This window comes from Crenobacter intestini, assembly GCF_004919095.1.
Lineage (GTDB): Bacteria > Pseudomonadota > Gammaproteobacteria > Burkholderiales > Chromobacteriaceae > Craterilacuibacter > Craterilacuibacter intestini.
Map to the genome: position 1 here is coordinate 43,838 of NZ_STGJ01000013.1, position 17,085 is coordinate 60,922.

Genomic DNA, 17,085 nt, shown 5'->3' on the forward strand with positions numbered 1-17,085 from the left:
CGCCGCCACCATCCCGGCGCGCGGACGCTGACCGCAAGGAGCACACCATGCCCGCCGAACCGTTGACCTTTTTGCTGTCGCGCCGCGTCGACGCGGCGCACCACGATGAATTCCTGCGCTGGATGCGCACCGGGGAGGCGCTGGCCGCCACCCGGCCGGGCTTTCTCGGCGCCGGCCTGTTCTCGCCGCCGGCCGGCGGCGACGCCTGGCAGATCGTGTTCCGCTTCGCCGACGAGGCCAGCCTCGCCGCGTGGCTGCACGACCCGGAACGAGGCGCGTGGCTGGCAGGTGGCACCCACCTGGTGCAGGCGAGCGAGGCGCAGTGCGCGCGCGGGCTGGACGGCTGGTTTGCCGCGCCGCCGCCGCGCTGGAAGCAAACCATCGCGGTGTGGCTGGCGTTCTTTCCGGTGTCGCTCGCGCTCAACGGCGTGCTGGGCGACTGGCTATCGCAGTTTCCGCTGCTGTGGCGGGTGCTGATCTCGACGCTGATGCTGACGCCGCTGATGGTCGGCGTGGTGATCCCCTTCGTCAGCCGCAAGCTGCGCCGCTGGCTGGCGCCGCCGCTGCCGGCCTCGCTGGCCGGCCGCTAGATCAGGTTGAAGCGCCGCTCGGGCGGCGGCGGCAGCACGCGCATCGGCTCCTGCAGCATTTCGTGCAGCGACGCCTCGATGTTGTAGCTGAGGGAAAACAGCGGCAAATCGTTCGGCTCGACGCCGAACGGCTCTTCGATCTCGCCGCCGATCTCGTCCAGCGCGAAGAAGGTGTACGCGATGAAGCAGGCGATCAGCGGCGTCCACCAGCCGATGCTGGCGGCCAGCGCAAACGGCAGCAGCAGGCAGTACACGCTGACGGTGCGGGTGAGCAGCACGCGGTAGGTATAAGGAAACGGCGTGCCGGCGATGCGCTCGCAGCCGCCCTGCACCTCGCTCAAGGTGTTGAGGTGGGCCTCCAGCAACTGCAGTTGCAGCATTTCAAGCCGGCCCTGCTGCTGCAGGCCGCTCGCCATCTTGCCTAGCCACAACAGCACGATCAGCGGCCGGTTGTCGGCGCGCGCCAGCCGTTCGCAGGCGTCGGTCGGCAGCAGGCGTTCGAGGTCGGCGCCGGCGTCGCTGCCGCGCAGGTGGTGGGCGAGCGCCTGCGCGAAGGCGGCCACGCCGCGCACGAACTGGCAGCGTGCCTCGCTCACCTCTGGGTGCGGCGTGAAGCACAGCATCTGCCGCGCCAGCGAGCGCGAGCTGTTAAGCAGCGTGCCCCACAGCTTGCGGCCTTCCCAGTAGCGCTCGTAGCTGACCGTGTTGCGAAAGCCGAGGAACAGCGCGAGCGTCACCCCCATCAGCGTGAACGCGGAGACGGTCAGCCTGCTGCCGCCGGCGTGCAGCGGCCACCACGGGCGCAGCCACAGCGCAAGGCAGGACACGCCGCCGATCAGCGCGAGGCGGGGCAACAGGCGCGGCAATACCGAGCCGCGCCCGGCGAACAGCAGGCGCAACCAGTGGCGGTGGGGCAGGACGATCATGCGGGGCAGCCGGCAAAAGCGGCAGCATAGGTGGCGCGACGGGCGTTCGCCTTGCGCGCGGCGCGAATCTGCCCGCGCGTGGCGCGCGACGGCAAACGCTACCAGTCGTGGCCGCGCCCGGCCAGGTAATGCGCGAGGTGCACCACCAGCGCGTGCGACGGCGACTGCAGGCCGAACAGTACGCCGGCCGACACCAGCACGCCGCCGGCGACGATCAGCCGGCGCATCGGCAAGGTGCCCGCGTCTTCGCAGGCCTTCAGGTAGCCGGCTGACACCCACAGCCCGAGCGCGAGGCCGCTGGCCACCTCGGACACCGAATGCACGCCTATCATCAGCCGCGACACGCCGACCAACAGCGCCAGCAGCACGCCGGCCAACTGGCCGTAGAAGGCGCGCGCGCTGTCGCGCGGCCACAACTGGCGGCCGAGTACCGGCAGCACGGCGGCGGCGAGATAGCTGTGCCCGCTGACGCCGGTAAAGCGCAGCGCCGGCACGCCGACGCCCCAGCCTATGAAGGCGAGCTTGCTCGCCAGCACCAGCAGGCCGCCCGCGCCCAGCAGCAACAGCCAGAGACCCGCGCTGCGCAGGTGACCGCGCACGGCCTGCGCCAGCGCGATCGCCAGCGCGGCGGGCAGGGTTACCGCCGAGTCGCCGGCGTTGGTCAGGAAGTGCCACATCCGCTCATCATGGCCGAGCGGCGCCGCCGCCGCCAGCGCCGCCATCCGTTACAATGACGGCCCGCCGAACCGTACAAGGACGCCCGCGATGGCCCGCAAGCAAAAACCCGCCTCCCCCCAGAACGGCGAAGCGGCGGCGCGCGCCGCCGCCCAGCAACGCCATGCTCGCGCGCAGGCCGCCTGCCAGGCGGTGCTCGCCGCCTTCGACGCGCTGGAAGCCGCCGACGGCTTCACCGGCCACGACACCGCGCGCCAGTACGCGCAGATGTGCCGCGTGTACGCGGCCAAGCTGCGCAACGGCAACGTGCTCTCCAGCGCCGACTTCGACGTCGCGGTCAAGCTGTGCACCGCCGCGCGCCGCGCGCTGCTGCAGCTAGACCCGGCGCTCGCCTTCGCCGGCCAGCCCGGCGCCGACGCGCTGATCGCCGCCGGCGCCGCCGCCTACACGGTACTGGAAGACAACCACAAGCTGGGTGGCCCCGCCAGCAAACGCCCGCTGCCGTTCTGATTGTTCCACGTGGAACGGCAAAGCCGGGCCGGCTGCCGCATACTGTGGGCGACGGCGTGCCGACGGCACGCCGCAGCCTTTCCCCTGACAAGGAGTGTGCGATGCAACTGAGCAGCCAGACCTTCAGCGACGGCGGCCGGATCCCCGGCAAATGCGCGTTCGCGGTCCCCGACCCGCAGCACCACCTGAAACTCTCCAGCAACCTCAACCCCGAACTGTCCTGGCAGGACGTGCCGGCCGGCACCCGCTCGTTCGCGCTGGTGTGCCACGACCCGGACGCGCCAAGCGTCGCCACCGACGTCAACGTCGAGGGGCGCACCATCGCCGCCGACTTGCCGCGCGCCGACTTCTTCCACTGGTTGCTGGTCGACATCCCCGAAAACGTGCGCGGCATCGCCGAGGGCGGCCACAGCCGCGAGGTGACGCCGCGCGGCAAGCCGGGGCCGGCAGCGCCCGGCGGCATGCGCCACGGCCTGAACGACTACACCGGCTGGAACGCCGGCGACAGCGAGATGGCCGGCGACTACTACGGCTACGACGGCCCGTGCCCGCCGTGGAACGACGCGCGCGTGCACCGCTACGTGTTCACGCTGTACGCGCTCGACTGCGAGCGGCTGCCCATGGGCGAAGCCTTCTCCGGCAACGCCGTGCTGGCGGCGGTGCGCCCGCACATGCTGGCCAGCGCCACGCTGACCGGCACCTACACGCTCAACCCGGCGCTCGCCTGAGGCGCGCCGAGCACGCCGAGCAGCCAGTCGCGGAACGCCGCCAGCTTGGGCTGGCCGGCGTTCTCGCGCGGGTAGACCAGGTAGTACGCCCACTCGGTGTACAGGCGCTCGGAAAACGGCATCAGCAACCGCCCGCTGGAGAGCTCGCCCGCGATCATCGAGCGCTGCGCCAGCGTCACTCCCATGCCGCCCAGCGCGGCGGCCAGCGCGTATTCCTGGGTGTCGAAGGTGACGCCGCGCGCGGTGTCCACCTCGCCCGCCACCCCGAGCTTGTCGAGGTATCGCGCCCAGGTGTCGTCGCCGCGCCACGGGTGCAGCAGCGTGTGGCGCGCCAGGTCCGCCGGCACCTTGAGTGGCGTGCGCGCGAGCAGCGCCGGCGCGCACACCGCGACCAGCTCTTCCTGCGCGATGCGCTCGCCGGCGAGGCCGGCCGGCAGCTCGCCGTCGCGCAGGCCGACGATCGCCAGGTCGTACTCGGCGCGGTTGAACGGCAGGTCGGGGTCGAGCTGGGTGATCAGATGCACCGTGTACTCGGGGTAGAGCTGCTGGAACGACGGCAGGTTGGGCAACAGCCAGCGCATCGCCGGCGTCGCCGGGCTGCGTACCCGCAAGTCGCCCTGCCGACGTTTCAGCGCTTCGCTGGCCGCCTGCAGGCGGTCGAAGGCGTCGCGCACCGGCGCGTACAGCGCCTCGCCCTCCGGCGTGAGGGTGAGCCCGCGGCGGCCGCGCACGAACAGCGGCGTGCCGTAGAACGTCTCCAGCGTCTGCACCTGGCGGCTGACCGCGCCCTGGGTGAGGAATAGCTGTTCGCCGGCGCGGGTGAACGAGCGGGTGGCGGCGGCGGCGAGGAACACGCGCAGCGCGTTGAGCGGGGGCTGACGGGCCATGTCAGGTATGCGTTTCTTGCATGCTAGGCATGCATATTACTGCTTTGCGGCGCGGTGGCGCAGCCCGTTAAGCTGGAAGTCCGATTCTCCCCCTCCATCGCGGCCGACCGCGCGTTAGTCGTGGCTGGCCGCATTTTTTTTGCGTGATCCGCCATGTTCAACGCCGCCTTCTCCACCCTGCCCCGTCCTGCCCGCGCGCTCGCCTGGTTCCGATGCAGCCGCTTCATGCACGACGCGCGCGGCATCGGTGTGCTGGCCAAGCCGCTGATCCTGTCGCAGTTCGCGCAAACCGGCATCCTGTTCATCGACACCCTGCTGATGGGCCGGCTCGGCGCGCAGGCGCTGGCCGGCGGCGCGCTGGCGCTGTCGACCTTCTACCTGTGCTACGTGCTGGCGTTCGGGCTGGTGGCCGCAGCCGGCAACCTGGTCGCCATCCACCACGGCGCCGGCCGCCGCCGCGACGTGGTCGCCGCGGTGCGCGCCGGCCTGCTGCTGGCCGCCGCTGCGTCGCTCGGTTTCGGCGTGCTGCTGTGGAACATCCACCCGCTGATGCTGTGGCTGGGGCAGGACGCGCACACCGCGCTGATCGCCCGCGACTTCTTGCGCGTGCTGGTGTGGGGCATGCCGTTCGGCCTGCTGTTCCTCGCGCTGCGCAGCTTCGCCGCCGGCGTCGGCCGCCCCGGGCCGGTGCCGGTGATCACCTTCAGCGCGCTGGCGTTCTCGGCCATCGCCGGCTGGGCGCTGTCGCAGTGGCTGGGCGTGTACGGCGTCGCGCTGTCGGCGGCGCTCACCTACGGCTGGATGGGGCTCGCCTTCAGCGCGGTGGTGGCCTGGCACCCGACCTTCCGCCGCTACCCGCTGTTCGCGCGCTTCACCCGGCGCGACTTCGCCGCGCTGGGCCCGCTGCTGCGCGTCGGCGTGCCGACCAGCGTGACGCTGGGGCTGGAGAGCGGCCTGTTCAACGTCGGCGCGTGGCTGATGGGCGCGCTGGGCGCCGCGCAGCTGGCCGCGCACCAGAGCATGATCCAGCTGGTGATCGCGAGCTTCATGGTGCCCTTGGGCCTAATGTACGCGACGTCGATGCGCGCAGGCCAGGCCGCCGGCGCCGGCGACTGGGCGCAGGTGCGCCGTTACAGCCGCTGCGGGCTGTGGCTGGCGATTGGCTGGTCTTGCGTGGCGGCGCTACTGCTGTTGGCGATGCCGTTGCCGCTGATCGCGCTGTTCCTGCCCGACGGCCGCGAGGGGGTGGACGCCGCGCGCACGGCAGCTTTGGCGCTGCTGCTGCCGGCCGCGCTGATGTTCGTGCTCGACGCGTGGCAGGCGCTCGCCGGCGGCATGCTGCGCGCGCTGAAGGACGCGCGCGCCAGCATGCTGATCTACGCGGCCGGCTGCGCGGGCTTCGGCCTGCCGCTGGCGTGGCTGCTGTCGCGCCACGGCCTGGGCGGCGCCGGCGTGTGGTGGGGGATGTGCGCCGGCCTGCTGCTGATCGGCGCGCTGTCGCAATACCGGCTCGCCGGGCGCATCCGGGCGCTGCAGGCCGGCGCGCGGCTGTGAGTCAGGCGGGCAACTCGAGCCGATAGCTGTCGAACACCTCGTCGCGCCGGTAGCCGGCCGCGCGGTACAGCGCCTGCGCCGCCGTGTTGTCGTGCGCGGTCTGCAGCACCACCGCGCAGGCGCCCGTCTCCCGGGCGAGTTCCTGCACGGCGTCCAGCAAGGCGCGGCCGATGCCGTGGCCACGCGCCTCCGGCTCGACGAACAGGTCGTGCAGGATCAGTTGCGGCGCGAGTGACAGCGAATCGAAGCTCGGGTAGCACAGCGCGAAACCCAGCCCGGCGCCCTCCTCGTCTTCGGCCAGCAGCACGCTGGCCGAACCGTCGGCCAGCCGGTCGACCAGGAACACCCAGCTGTCGCCGGCGCGCGGGTCCATCCCGTAGAACACCCGGTAGGCGGTGAACAGCGGCAGGATCGCGTCGATGTCCTGCCCGTCGGCACTGCGTATTCTCACGTCTCGGCTCATGGCAGCTCTTCCGGTACAAGGTCCGCCTTCAGGCTATGCCGCGCCTGTCGGCGCGCGCAAGCGCCGCGCACGCAAAAAGGCCGCCCGGTGGGGCGGCCTGTGGCGGACATGCCAGCGCGGCGGGTCTTAGCCGGCCATCGCCGCCTCGACCTCGTCGGCGGTCTTCGGGATCGGCTCGCCGAGCACGCGGCAGCCGTCGGCGGTGATCAGCACGTTGTCCTCGATGCGCACGCCGCCGAAGCCGGCGTACTCGGCGAAGCGCGCGTAGTCGATCATGCCGGCGTGCAGGCCGTCGGCGCGCCACGCCTCGATCAGCGCCGGGATGAAGTAGACGCCCGGCTCGACAGTGATCACCATGCCCTCGCGCAGCGTCTTGGCCAGGCGCAGATAGCCCATGCCGAACAAGGGGCTGCGCGACAGCCCTTCGCCGTAGCCGACCAGGTCTTCGCCCAGCGCTTCCATGTCGTGCACGTCGAGGCCGATCTGGTGGCCCAGGCCGTGCGGGAAGGCGATCGCGTACGCGCCGGACTCGACGATTTCATCCGCGTCGCCGTGGAAGAAGCCGAGTCTGGCCATGCGCTCGACCATTACCTTCGCGGCCAGCTTGTGCATGTCGAGGTAGCGCACGCCCGGGCGCAGCGCGTCGATCACCGCCAGCTGCATCGCCAGCACCGTGTCGTAGATCTCGCGCTGGCGGTCGCTGAAGCGGCCGCCGACCGGCAGCGTACGCGTGATGTCGCTCGCGTAGCCGCCGGCCGAGGTGCAGCCGGTGTCGTTCAGCGCAAGGTCACCCGCCTGCAGCACGCCGCGGTGGTGTTCGTTGTGCAGCACTTCGCCGCGGCGCGAGAAGATGCTCGGGTACGCGAGGTGCAGGTCGTGCGCGCGCATCAGCCCTTCCATCGCGCCGACCACCTGGTATTCGGGCACGCCGGCCTTAGCCGTACGCATCGCCGCGAGGTGCATCTGGCGGGTCACCGCCAGCGCCTGTTCGATCTCGGCGACTTCGCCGGCTTCCTTGATTTCGCGCAGCGCGACCACGGCGTGGGTCAGCGGGTGCGAGAACGCCCCGCCCGCCTCGGCCGGGCTGACGCCGAACAGGCGCGCGAGCTCGAGGCGGGTCTCGCCGCGGTAAGGCTGCAGGTAATGGACGGCGCGGCCGGCGGCGCGCGCCTCGGCCAGCGCTTCGAGCAGCTCGGCGTACGGGCGCGTCGCGGCGATGCCGGCCTTGGCGGCGCGCTCGGCAAGCGACGGCACCGGCCCGGTCCACACGATGTCGGCCACGTCCGGCTCGTCGCCGAACAGCACCGCCTCGCCGCTTTGCGCGTCGACCACGCCGGCGAGCCCCTGCATGTCGAGGCCGAAGAAGTAGCGGAAGCTCGAATCCTGGACGAAGGGGTAAGGGTTGTGCGCGTAGTTCATCGGCGCGTCGACGTTGCCGACAAACAACAGCAGGCCGTCGAGGCCGGCCTCGGCGAGCCGCGCGCGGCGCGCGGCGTAGACTTCAGCAGCAAACATGGTCGGGTCCTTGTCAGGGCAGCCGGAGCTGTCTTTTGTATCCAATCTTGCACGTTAGCACGCACGGCGGGGCGGATGCCAGCCTGCGGCCCACCACGTAAAACCATATGGAATAAACAACTGATATTTCATTCCTTCTGGAAATATCGGTTTGCGCATACGCTGGGTGCGGACAAGGAGATGCCGCACATGCCTACAGACTTCGACTACCTGATCCAGCCCGGCTGGAACGACTCGCCCGCCGGCCACTGGCAGAGCCACTGGCAGCAGCAACTTGGCGCGCGCCGTCCGCAGCCAGCCAGTTGGCAGTTGCCGCAGCTGGACGACTGGGTCGACGCGCTGCGCGCCGAACTCGCCGCCTGCCGCCGCCCGGCGATCGTCGTCGCGCACAGTCTGGGCTGCGTCGCGCTCGCCCACTATAGTGCACGCTTCGGCGGCGCCGGCGTCGCGGCCGCGCTGCTGGTCGCGCCGGCCGACGTCGAGCGCGCCGGCGCGCCGGCACCGCTGTTGGACTTCGCGCCGCTGCCGAACAGCCGCCTGCCCTTCCCGGCGCGGGTGGTCGCCAGCGACGACGACCCGTTCTGCCGGATCGAGCGTGCCCAGATGCTCGCCGACGCCTGGGGCGCGCCGCTGTCGGTGCTGCCGGGAGCCGGCCATATCAACGCCGCGTCCGGCCACGCGCGCTGGGACGAGGGCTTTGCCGAGCTGGCCATCTTGAAGGAAGGCGTGCAAGTCCCCACCTGTGCTGCTTGAATGGTAAGTCCGGCCGCCACCCTCTGCCCTTGGCTTTGACCTTGCCCGGCAGCGGTGACAAACTGGCCGCCTGCCATGTCCACCCACACAAAGGAAACTTCATGTTCACTCAACGCCGTCTCGCCGCCTTGCTGTCCGCCGTGGTCCTGGCTGCCCCGATGATGGCCCAGGCTGCGCCGGCGGCCGATACGGCCGCGGTCAAGGAGCTGGTCCAGGCCACCAATATGCAGAACATGCTGCCGGCACTCGCCCAGCGCGCGTTCTCCGCTTCGCTGCCGATGCTCGAGAAGTACCTGGTCGACAACAAGATCAAGCTGACCCCGGCCCAGCAGAAGAAGATGCAGGACGGCATGAAGGGCTACGCCGAAACCCAGGGCAAGCTGGTGAAGGACTACTTCGACGCCGCGTCGACCAAGCAGCAGTTCGAGCAGGCGCTGGTCAAGCAGTACGGCGAAGCGTTCACCACCGAGGAAGTGAAACAGGTGACCGCATTCGTGAAGTCGCCGGCCGGCCAGAAGTGGGCGCAAACCAACGAGCAGGTGATGACCAAGGTCGCCGCCGAGACGATGAAGGGTGCCGAGAAGGCGCTCAGCGGCAAGATGGAAGCCGCCGCCGCCAACTACGCGAAGAGCGTGGTCGGCAAGTAAGCTTTTGCCGCATGCAAAAAGCCTCCGCAAGCGGAGGCTTTTTTACGTCTGGAGTCTGCCCGTGGCAGGCTACATCTTCAGGTGCGAGTGCAGGGTGTAGCGGCTGCCGGGGTGCAACAGCCGCGCGTACGCGACCAGGCAGCGGTGCGCCCAGCTCTGGCGCAGCACCAGCAGGCAGGGCTCGTCGGCGTCCACCTGCAGCAGCTCGCGCTCGCGCCCCTCGGGCAGCACCGCGCGCACCCTGTGCTCGACCGCGGTCAGCGGGCTGTTGCTCATCAGGAAGGCGTTCGGCGTGGTGAGGCTGAAGTCCTGCTCGAGATAGCCCGGCGCCCAGTTCGGGTTCACGTAGCGCTCCTCGAGCTGCACCGGCAGGTCGTCCTCCGAGTGCACGATCAACGAGTAATACACGGTGTCGCCGATGGCCATCTCCATGCGCCTGGCCAGCGCCTCGTCCGCCTCCAGCGCGCGGTGCGCGACCACCCGCGACGCGTGCGCGTGCTGGCGCTGCTCGATCTCGGCGGCGATATTGCTGACTTCCATCAGCGGCGCCTCGGCCTTGATCTCGGCCACATAAGTGCCGTCGCCGGCGAAGCGCAGCAGCACGCCGTCTTCGACCAGTTCGTGGATCGCCTTGTTGACGGTCATGCGCGACACTTCGAAGGCCTTGGCCAGTTCGAGCTCGGGCGGAATCTTGGTGCCGGGCTGGTAGTGCCCCTGGTGGATGCTCTCGAGCAGGTGCGCCTTGATGCGCTGGTAACGGGGAACGGCGGGCTGTTTCACGGTGAAGTCCAATCTCTTGCCTGCGCCATTCTTAACATCAAGCCACGGCCGGAGGCCACGACCAAACAGCACACTATTGTCCAAAATCAAACAAAACGAACATAAAATTGCTTTGCCATTTGACGTTGGCCTATAGATTGCTTGGTCATAAATTGGCCGCCGGGTTTCACGTGGAACCGCCGCGCTGCCGAACCGGCGCCCCACCCCCTTTCGGGTATAATGGGCGCACGTTTGCCTTTGGTCAGGACCCATGCCAGGACAGATTTCCCGCTTTTTGCCGATCCGCTTCGCCAACGGCGCTTCGATCAGCCGTTTCGCCAAGCATTGCCCGCACTGCAAGACACTGGTGCAGTCGGAAAACATGATCGGGGAAGCGGCGCTGGTCCAGGACAGGCTGTTCATCATCGCCGTCGCCCGCTGCACCCAGTGCAACCACTCGTTCAAGGTCACCTGCGTGATCACCGACGACAAGCGCGTGCACAAGGCGCTGCTGCCGCAATGGCTGCTGCTGGTCTGGCTCAAGCAGGTGACGCCGGCCAACGCGCCGGCGCAGGACGCGCGCGACTGGTCGTTCGACGCGGAAGAGAACGCGCCCGCCGCCAGTGGCGGCGTGACGCTACCCGAGGGCAGCGAACCGCAGCCTTCGGACGAAGTGATCGGCCGCTACGAGAACGCGCCGATCCCGGCCACGCTGTCGGTCGCCGGCCGCCGCTTCGTGTTCGACCGCGTGCAGCCGGATGCACTGCCGGCAGTACTGGCCAGCAACGAGCTGCTGTACCAGCGCCACCTCGTCTACCGCGAAAGCTGACTCAGCGGTAATCGCCCCACAGCGTCTGCATCGCCGCGACGGCCGCCAGCGCGGCGGTCTCGGTGCGCAGGATGCGCGGGCCCAGCCCCAGTGCCTGCCAGCCCGCGTCCAGCGACTGCGCCTCCTCCTGCGCCGACAACCCGCCTTCCGGCCCCGCCATCAGCCACACCCTGGACGGCGCCGCCGCCATGTCCGCCAGCCGCCGCTTGCCCAGCGGCGACAACACCAGCTGCGCGTCGGCCGCCGGCAAAGCGGCCAGCCACTCACGCAGGGTCAGGATCGGCCGCACTTCCGGCAGCGTGTTGCGGCCGCACTGCTCGCACGCCGACAGCACGATCTCCTGCCAGCGCTCGACGCGCTTTTGCGCGCGCTCGCCGGACAGGCGGACGATGGAGCGTTCGGTCGACAAGGGCTGGAACACGCTGACCCCCATCTCGACGCCCTTCTGCAGGGTGAACTCCATGCGGTCGCCGGACGAGATCGCCTGCGCGAGGCCGAGCCACAGCGGGCTCTCGCGGCTGGTCTCGCTGCGCTCGCCGATCAGGCAGCGCGCGTCGCGCTTGCCCAGCGACAACAGCGTCGCCGGGTACTCGCCGCCGTCGCCGTTGAACAGGGTCAGCGCGTCGCCCGCTTGCAGGCGCAGCACCTGGATATGGCGCACCACGGTGTCGGGCAGGGACAACTCCTGACCCGCACCCAGTAGCGTTCCGACATAAAACCTTGGCATGATTGGGGCAACCCGTGAAAAAAGCGGCCGCCGCATCCGGCGCCGCGATGAAAACAGCGCCCATTATAAGCGCGCAGCGCCGGCAAACCGCCGGCCCACATAAAGGAAAGCCCTGCATGCAAGCCGTCGAACAGGTCATCAGCGTGGTCCGTGAAGTCGCCCAGACCGAGGTCATGCCGCGCTTCTTGCGCGTCGGCTCGCACCGCAAGGACGACGGCACGCTGTTCACCGAAGCCGACCTCGCCTGCCAGCACGCGCTCGGCCGGCTCTTGCCAACCATCCTGCCCTACCCAGTGCTCGGCGAGGAAATGACCGAACAGGAGCAGGAGGCGCTGTGGGCGGCGCACCCGGACGGGCTGTGGGTGGTCGACCCGATCGACGGCACCACCAACTTCGTCAACGGCCTGCCGTATTTCGCGATCTCGGTCGCGCTGATGAAGGGCGGCCGCAGCGAACTGGGCGTCATCTACAACCCGGTACTCGACGAGATGTTCTACGCGTGCCGTGGCGAAGGAGCGCACCTGAACGGGGTGCGCCTGCCGCTAAAGAAGACCGCCAAACCGATCGCCGACGCGGTGGCCAGCATCGACCTCAAGTATTTGCGCTCGGCGCGGCTGACCGCCCGCCTGCACAGCGTCGCGCCGTGCGCGAGCCAGCGCAATATGGGTTCGAGCACGCTCGACTGGTGCTACCTCGCCGCCGGCCGCTACGACATCTACCTGCACGGCGGGCAAAGGCTATGGGATTACGCGGCCGGCTGCCTGATTCTCGAAGAAGCCGGCGGCCGGGTGGTGTCGCTCGACGGTGACGACTACTGGCACGGCGAGCCGTGGAAGCGCTCGGCGGTCGCCGCGATCGACCCCGAACTGTTCGAGCAGTGGCTGCGCTGGGTGCGCGCCAACCAGTAACAAGCTGTCACGCGCGCTGGCCGCGCTGTTTCCACAGCCCGTACAGGCTGCTGCCCGAATACATCGCCAGCGCGCTCCAGATCAACGCGTAGCCGAACATGCGGCTGCCGCCGAACGGCTCGTGGTACAGCCAGACGCCAAGCAGGAACTGCAGCGTCGGCGAGATGTACTGCATCAGCCCCAGCGTGGTCAGCGTCAACCGGCGCGCGCCGGACGCGAACATCAGCAAGGGCAGCGTCGTCACGATGCCACCGCCGACCAGCAGCCAGTCGTCCAGCGGCGCGCCATGCAGGAAGGCACCCGTCCCCTCGGACTCGAACCACATGAGGCCCGCGAACGCCAGCGGGAACAGCAGCCAGGTCTCCAGCGCCAGCCCTTCCAGCGACGGCAGCCGCGCGGTCTTGCGCAGCAAGCCGTACACGCCGAAGCTCACCGCGAGCAGCAAGGCAATCCACGGCAGCGTGCCGGCAGTGAGCGTCAACCACCCCACCCCCAGCGCCGAGACGATGACCGCCATCGCCTGCGGCCGCGTCAGCCGCTCGCCGAGCACCATCCGCCCGATCAGCACGTTGACCAGCGGGTTGATGAAGTAACCGAGGCTCGCCTCGACCACCCGGTTATGGGTGACCGCCCAGATATAGATCAGCCAGTTGGCCGACAGCATGCCGGCCGACAGCGCGAGCAGGCCAAGCCTGCGCCTGTCGCGCAGCGACTCGGCCAGCCAGCCCCAGCCGCCGCGCACGGCAAGGACGAGCGCCAGCAACAGCGCCGACCACACGATGCGGTGGCACAGGATCTGCAGCGCCGGCACCTGCGACAACGGCTTCCAGTAAAGCGGGAACAGGCCCCAGCACAGGTAGGCGCCGGCGGCGAACATCAGGCCGCGACGGGCCTCGAGCGATTGGGTGGACATGATGGACAGGCGGAAAACGACAGGAAACCACTCTAGCACAGCCGCCGCGCGCCAATCATGACGCCCATTGGCATCTTCCTCCATAAAAATGCAATAAACATTAAAAATCCGGCGATTTGCCGCCGCCCTCTGGCCTTCCCCCGCCTACCCACTACAAATAAGCAAGGCTTCGTTCCACGCACCGCGCCACAAGCGCGACCGACAGGAGAGCAAACATGTCGATCCGACATGCGACCCTCGCCGACAAGTACTTGCAGCCGACCGGGCTGGTACTGATGAGCGGCATCCAGGCACTGGTCAGGCTGACCATGCTGCAACGCGACCACGACCGCGCCCGTGGCCTGAATACCGCCGGCTTCGTCACCGGCTACCGGGGCTCGCCCCTGGGCGGCGTCGACCTGGCGATGGAGGCGGCCGCCGAGCCCTTGCGCGCGCACGACGTGGTGTTCCGCCGCGGCATCAACGAGGACCTGGCGGCGACGGCGGTATGGGGCACCCAGCAGCTCGGGCTGTTCGAGGGCGCCACCGTCGACGGCGTTTTTTCGATGTGGTACGGCAAGGGCCCCGGCGTCGACCGTTCGGCCGACGTGCTCAAGCACGGCAACGCCGCCGGCAGCAGCCCGTCGGGCGGCGTGCTCCTGGTGTGCGGCGACGACCACGCCGCCAAGTCGTCGACCTTCCCGCACCAGTCCGACCACATCCTCGCCGCCAGCATGATCCCGGTGCTCAACCCCTCCGGCGTGCAGGAAGTGATCGACTTCGGCCTGCACGGCTGGGCGATGAGCCGCTACAGCGGCTGCTGGGTCGCGCTGAAGGCGGTGACCGACACCATAGAGAGCAGCGCCATCGTCGACGTGTCGCCCGAACGCTTCGCGCCGGTGCTGCCCGCCGACTTCCCGCTGCCGGACGGCGGCGTGTCGATCCGCTGGCCGGACCCGCCGCTCGCGCAGGAAGAACGCCTGCTGCACCACCGGCTGTACGCGGCGCTCGCCTACGCGCGCGCCAACCGCCTCAACCGCGTGGTGCTCGACTCGCCGAACGCGCGGCTCGGCATCGTCACCACCGGCAAGAGCTACCTCGACGTGCGCCAGGCGCTCGACGACCTGGGCATCGACGACGCGCTCGCCGCCGACATCGGCCTGCGCATCTACAAGGTCGGCATGACCTGGCCGCTCGAGCCGGAAGGCATCCGCCAGTTCGCCGAGGGGCTGGAGGAAATTCTGGTCGTCGAGGAGAAGCGGCAGATCATCGAGTACCAGCTGAAGGAACAGCTGTACAACTGGCGCGAGGACGTGCGCCCGCGCGTGGTCGGCAAGTTCGCCGAGAAGGGCGAATGGACGCTGCCGCACGGCGACTGGCTACTGCCGGCCGCCGGCGAGCTGACGCCGGCGCGCATCGCGCGCGCGATCGCCGACCGCCTCGCCAATATCGTCGACAGCGTGAACATCCACGACCGGCTGCGCTTTTACGCGGACAAGGAAGCGCAGCTGACCCGGCCACGGCAGACTCTCGCGCGCCTGCCGCACTACTGCTCGGGTTGCCCGCACAACACCAGCACCCGCGTGCCCGCGGGCAGCCGCACGCTGGCCGGCATCGGCTGCCACTATATGGCGACGTGGATAGACCCGGACACCAAGACCTTCAGCCAGATGGGCGGCGAAGGCGTGCCGTGGATCGGCCAGGCGCCGTTCACCCGTACCCGCCACGTGTTCGCCAACCTGGGTGACGGCACCTATTTCCACAGCGGCCTGCTAGCGATCCGGGCCTCGGTCGCCGCCGGCGTCAACATCACCTACAAGCTGCTGTACAACGACGCGGTGGCGATGACCGGCGGCCAGCATGTCGACGGCCCGCTCGACGTGCCGATGATCACCCGCCAGCTCGCCGCCGAGAACGTCGCGCGCATCGTGATCACCAGCGACGAGCCGGAGAAATACCGTGTCGCGCACGGCCTGCTCGCCTCGCTCGCACCCGGCGTCGAGGTCTTCCACCGCCGCGAGCTCGACGCTCTGCAGCGCGAGCTGCGCGAGACGGCCGGCGTCACCGTGCTGATCCACGACCAGACCTGCGCGGCCGAGAAGCGCCGCCGCCGCAAGAAGGGCCAGTACCCCGACCCGGCGAAACGCGCCTTCATCAACGAGCGGGTATGCGAAGGCTGCGGCGACTGCTCGCAGAAATCCGGCTGCCTGTCGGTGCTGCCGGTCGAGACGCCGTTCGGCCGCAAGCGGCGCATCGACCAGTCAAGCTGCAACAAGGACTACAGCTGCGTCGAAGGCTTCTGCCCGAGCTTCGTCATCGTCGAGGGCGGCAGGCTGCGCCGGCCGGCGGCGGACACGCTGAGCGCTGACTCGCTGCCGCCGCTGCCGGAGCCCACCCTGCCCGCGCTCGACCGCCCGTACGGCATCATGATCGCCGGCGTCGGCGGCACCGGGGTGGTGACCATCGGCCAGGTGCTCGGCATGGCAGCGTGGGTGGACGGCGCCGGCGTGACCGTGCTCGACATGGCCGGGCTCGCACAGAAAGGCGGCTCGGTGTGGTCGCACGTGCGCATCGCGCCGGACCGGCAGGCGCTGCACGCGGTGCGCATCTCCGCCGGCGACGCCGACCTGGTGCTCGCGTGCGACCTGGTGGTCGGCGCGGCCGAAGAGGCGCTCGCCAAGCTGCGCGAGGGGTTCAGCCGGGTCGTGGTCAACCGTTTCGAGTCGCCGACCAGCGCCTTCCTGCGCAACCCGGACCAGGGCTTCCCGGCGCAGGCGATGCTCGACACCCTCGCCGCCGCGGTCGGCCGTGACCATGTGTACGAGGTCGACGCGACGGCGACCGCCGTCGCGCTGCAGGGCGACGCGCTGGCCAGCAATATGTTCATGCTCGGCTACGCGTGGCAGCTCGGTTTGGTACCGCTGTCGCGGCAGGCGATCGCCGAGGCGATCCGCATCAACGGCAACGCGGTCGACTTCAACCTCGCCGCCTTCACCTGGGGACGCCACGCCGCCCACCAGCCCGATGAGATCGCGCGCCGCGTCACCCGCGCCAACGTCGTCCACTTCGTTCCACGTGAAACACCGCATGCGCTGCTGCAGCGCTACGGCAACGAACTGACCGCGTACCAGAACGCCGCGCTGGCCAGCCGCCACCGCGCGCTGGTCGAACGGGTACAGGCGGCGGAAGAAGCGTGCGCGCCGGGCAGCACCCGCCTCGCCTGCACCGTCGCGCGCAGTTACTACCAGCTGCTCGCCAGCAAGGACGAGTACGAAGTGGCGCGCCTGTACAGCCAGCCCGAGTTCCGGCAATCGCTGGAGAAACAGTTCGAGGGCGACTACCGAGTCGTCTTCCAGCTGGCGCCGGCGTGGCTCGCCCCCAAAGACGGCCGCAAGCGCAGCTTCGGCCCGTGGCTGCTTCACGCGCTCGGCCTGCTCGCCAGGCTGCGCTTCCTGCGCGGCACCGCCTTCGACCCGTTCGCGCACCAGGCCGACCGCAAGCTTGAACGCGAGCTGGTGTCGCGCTTCGAGCGCGACGCCGACGCCGTGCTGTCCGGCCTGTCCCCCGCCACGCTGGAGACGGCGTGCCGGCTGCTGGAGAGCTACCAGCACGTGCGCGGCTACGGCCATGTGAAGGCGGCCAGCTGGCGTGAGGTCGGCGAGGCGCAGCTGGCGCTGCGCACGCAACTCGCGGCGACGGACAGCCAGCAGAGCGCAGCCTAG

At 69.6% G+C, this 17,085-nt stretch carries 17 protein-coding genes; 9 read left to right on the forward strand and 8 right to left on the reverse strand.

The annotated features are described in order from the left end of the window. Positions 1 to 47 precede the first annotated feature (47 nt). Positions 48 to 590 (forward strand): antibiotic biosynthesis monooxygenase, encoded by a 543-nt coding sequence (locus tag E5K04_RS12005; RefSeq protein WP_136554399.1) that lies wholly within the window; start codon positions 48 to 50, stop codon positions 588 to 590. On the opposite strand, the gene E5K04_RS12010 is transcribed toward E5K04_RS12005, so the two are convergent. Together E5K04_RS12010 and E5K04_RS12015 are read right to left on the reverse strand one after the other, a co-directional pair. Then, the gene (locus tag E5K04_RS12010) at positions 587 to 1,516 is read right to left on the reverse strand and encodes a bestrophin family protein (RefSeq protein ID WP_136554401.1); all 930 of its coding nucleotides are present in this window, start codon (positions 1,514 to 1,516) and stop codon (positions 587 to 589) included. The genes E5K04_RS12005 and E5K04_RS12010 overlap by 4 nt on opposite strands. Positions 1,517 to 1,614: 98 nt before the next feature. Further along, positions 1,615 to 2,193, reverse strand: coding sequence for a phosphatase PAP2 family protein (locus E5K04_RS12015; protein WP_205700356.1), 579 nt, complete (start codon positions 2,191 to 2,193; stop codon positions 1,615 to 1,617). 88 nt (positions 2,194 to 2,281) lie between these two features. On the opposite strand from E5K04_RS12015, the gene E5K04_RS12020 reads away from it, so the two are divergent. Both E5K04_RS12020 and E5K04_RS12025 read left to right on the forward strand, forming a co-directional pair. Next, positions 2,282 to 2,701 (forward strand): hypothetical protein, encoded by a 420-nt coding sequence (locus tag E5K04_RS12020; RefSeq protein WP_136554405.1) that lies wholly within the window; start codon positions 2,282 to 2,284, stop codon positions 2,699 to 2,701. 101 nt (positions 2,702 to 2,802) lie between these two features. Further along, positions 2,803 to 3,429, forward strand: coding sequence for a YbhB/YbcL family Raf kinase inhibitor-like protein (locus E5K04_RS12025; RefSeq protein ID WP_136554407.1), 627 nt, complete (start codon positions 2,803 to 2,805; stop codon positions 3,427 to 3,429). Here the strand turns inward: E5K04_RS12025 and E5K04_RS12030 are convergent. Beyond that, positions 3,402 to 4,316 carry a LysR substrate-binding domain-containing protein gene (locus E5K04_RS12030; RefSeq protein WP_136554409.1) on the reverse strand — a complete coding sequence of 305 codons (915 nt, stop codon included), beginning with the start codon at positions 4,314 to 4,316 and terminating at the stop codon, positions 3,402 to 3,404. The genes E5K04_RS12025 and E5K04_RS12030 overlap by 28 nt on opposite strands. Positions 4,317 to 4,469: 153 nt before the next feature. Between E5K04_RS12030 and E5K04_RS12035 the strand changes: the two genes are divergently transcribed. Continuing rightward, positions 4,470 to 5,870: an MATE family efflux transporter gene (locus E5K04_RS12035; RefSeq protein WP_136554411.1), complete on the forward strand. Its 1,401-nt coding sequence runs from the start codon at positions 4,470 to 4,472 to the stop codon at positions 5,868 to 5,870. 1 nt (position 5,871) lies between these two features. On the opposite strand, the gene E5K04_RS12040 is transcribed toward E5K04_RS12035, so the two are convergent. Continuing rightward, a complete protein-coding gene (locus tag E5K04_RS12040; RefSeq protein ID WP_136554413.1) occupies positions 5,872 to 6,333 on the reverse strand; it encodes a GNAT family N-acetyltransferase in 462 nt (153 codons plus the stop codon). 126 nt (positions 6,334 to 6,459) lie between these two features. Further along, on the reverse strand, positions 6,460 to 7,848 hold the full coding sequence (locus tag E5K04_RS12045) for an aminopeptidase P family protein (RefSeq protein WP_136554415.1): 1,389 nt from the start codon (positions 7,846 to 7,848) through the stop codon (positions 6,460 to 6,462). Between the two features lie 189 nt (positions 7,849 to 8,037). Between E5K04_RS12045 and E5K04_RS12050 the strand changes: the two genes are divergently transcribed. Then, positions 8,038 to 8,601: an RBBP9/YdeN family alpha/beta hydrolase gene (locus E5K04_RS12050; RefSeq protein ID WP_235844364.1), complete on the forward strand. Its 564-nt coding sequence runs from the start codon at positions 8,038 to 8,040 to the stop codon at positions 8,599 to 8,601. A 101-nt stretch (positions 8,602 to 8,702) separates the two neighbouring features. Continuing rightward, positions 8,703 to 9,248: a DUF2059 domain-containing protein gene (locus tag E5K04_RS12055; RefSeq protein ID WP_136554419.1), complete on the forward strand. Its 546-nt coding sequence runs from the start codon at positions 8,703 to 8,705 to the stop codon at positions 9,246 to 9,248. Positions 9,249 to 9,317: 69 nt separating this feature from the next. Here the strand turns inward: E5K04_RS12055 and hutC are convergent, their stop codons facing one another. Further along, positions 9,318 to 10,028: a histidine utilization repressor gene (gene hutC / locus E5K04_RS12060; protein ID WP_205700357.1), complete on the reverse strand. Its 711-nt coding sequence runs from the start codon at positions 10,026 to 10,028 to the stop codon at positions 9,318 to 9,320. Positions 10,029 to 10,278: 250 nt separating this feature from the next. Here hutC and E5K04_RS12065 point away from each other — a divergent pair, with 250 nt between their 5' ends. Further along, positions 10,279 to 10,836, forward strand: a complete 558-nt coding sequence (locus E5K04_RS12065) for a hypothetical protein (RefSeq protein ID WP_136554423.1) — start codon at positions 10,279 to 10,281, stop codon at positions 10,834 to 10,836. 1 nt (position 10,837) lies between these two features. Here E5K04_RS12065 and E5K04_RS12070 read toward each other — a convergent pair whose 3' ends face one another. Continuing rightward, the gene (locus E5K04_RS12070; protein ID WP_136554425.1) at positions 10,838 to 11,563 is read right to left on the reverse strand and encodes a 16S rRNA (uracil(1498)-N(3))-methyltransferase; all 726 of its coding nucleotides are present in this window, start codon (positions 11,561 to 11,563) and stop codon (positions 10,838 to 10,840) included. A gap of 116 nt (positions 11,564 to 11,679) precedes the next feature. Between E5K04_RS12070 and E5K04_RS12075 the strand changes: the two genes are divergently transcribed. Continuing rightward, complete coding sequence (locus tag E5K04_RS12075; RefSeq protein ID WP_136554427.1) at positions 11,680 to 12,471, forward strand: inositol monophosphatase family protein; 792 nt, start codon at positions 11,680 to 11,682, stop codon at positions 12,469 to 12,471. 7 nt (positions 12,472 to 12,478) lie between these two features. Here E5K04_RS12075 and rarD read toward each other — a convergent pair whose 3' ends face one another. Beyond that, positions 12,479 to 13,384 carry an EamA family transporter RarD gene (rarD, locus tag E5K04_RS12080; protein WP_136554429.1) on the reverse strand — a complete coding sequence of 302 codons (906 nt, stop codon included), beginning with the start codon at positions 13,382 to 13,384 and terminating at the stop codon, positions 12,479 to 12,481. Between the two features lie 215 nt (positions 13,385 to 13,599). Here rarD and E5K04_RS12085 point away from each other — a divergent pair, with 215 nt between their 5' ends. Next, complete coding sequence (locus tag E5K04_RS12085) at positions 13,600 to 17,085, forward strand: indolepyruvate ferredoxin oxidoreductase family protein (RefSeq protein WP_136554431.1); 3,486 nt, start codon at positions 13,600 to 13,602, stop codon at positions 17,083 to 17,085.

Excerpts from the sequence above, each read along its gene's own strand:
- E5K04_RS12005 (WP_136554399.1), top strand. The coding sequence starts at position 48 with ATGCCCGCCGAACCGTTGACCTTTTTGCTGTCGCGCCGCGTCGACGCG.
- E5K04_RS12010 (WP_136554401.1), bottom strand. The coding sequence starts at position 1,516 with ATGATCGTCCTGCCCCACCGCCACTGGTTGCGCCTGCTGTTCGCCGGG.
- E5K04_RS12015 (WP_205700356.1), bottom strand. The coding sequence starts at position 2,193 with ATGTGGCACTTCCTGACCAACGCCGGCGACTCGGCGGTAACCCTGCCC.
- E5K04_RS12020 (WP_136554405.1), top strand. The coding sequence starts at position 2,282 with ATGGCCCGCAAGCAAAAACCCGCCTCCCCCCAGAACGGCGAAGCGGCG.
- E5K04_RS12025 (WP_136554407.1), top strand. The coding sequence starts at position 2,803 with ATGCAACTGAGCAGCCAGACCTTCAGCGACGGCGGCCGGATCCCCGGC.
- E5K04_RS12030 (WP_136554409.1), bottom strand. The coding sequence starts at position 4,316 with ATGGCCCGTCAGCCCCCGCTCAACGCGCTGCGCGTGTTCCTCGCCGCC.
- E5K04_RS12035 (WP_136554411.1), top strand. The coding sequence starts at position 4,470 with ATGTTCAACGCCGCCTTCTCCACCCTGCCCCGTCCTGCCCGCGCGCTC.
- E5K04_RS12040 (WP_136554413.1), bottom strand. The coding sequence starts at position 6,333 with ATGAGCCGAGACGTGAGAATACGCAGTGCCGACGGGCAGGACATCGAC.
- E5K04_RS12045 (WP_136554415.1), bottom strand. The coding sequence starts at position 7,848 with ATGTTTGCTGCTGAAGTCTACGCCGCGCGCCGCGCGCGGCTCGCCGAG.
- E5K04_RS12050 (WP_235844364.1), top strand. The coding sequence starts at position 8,038 with ATGCCTACAGACTTCGACTACCTGATCCAGCCCGGCTGGAACGACTCG.
- E5K04_RS12055 (WP_136554419.1), top strand. The coding sequence starts at position 8,703 with ATGTTCACTCAACGCCGTCTCGCCGCCTTGCTGTCCGCCGTGGTCCTG.
- E5K04_RS12065 (WP_136554423.1), top strand. The coding sequence starts at position 10,279 with ATGCCAGGACAGATTTCCCGCTTTTTGCCGATCCGCTTCGCCAACGGC.
- E5K04_RS12070 (WP_136554425.1), bottom strand. The coding sequence starts at position 11,563 with ATGCCAAGGTTTTATGTCGGAACGCTACTGGGTGCGGGTCAGGAGTTG.
- E5K04_RS12075 (WP_136554427.1), top strand. The coding sequence starts at position 11,680 with ATGCAAGCCGTCGAACAGGTCATCAGCGTGGTCCGTGAAGTCGCCCAG.
- rarD (WP_136554429.1), bottom strand. The coding sequence starts at position 13,384 with ATGTCCACCCAATCGCTCGAGGCCCGTCGCGGCCTGATGTTCGCCGCC.
- E5K04_RS12085 (WP_136554431.1), top strand. The coding sequence starts at position 13,600 with ATGTCGATCCGACATGCGACCCTCGCCGACAAGTACTTGCAGCCGACC.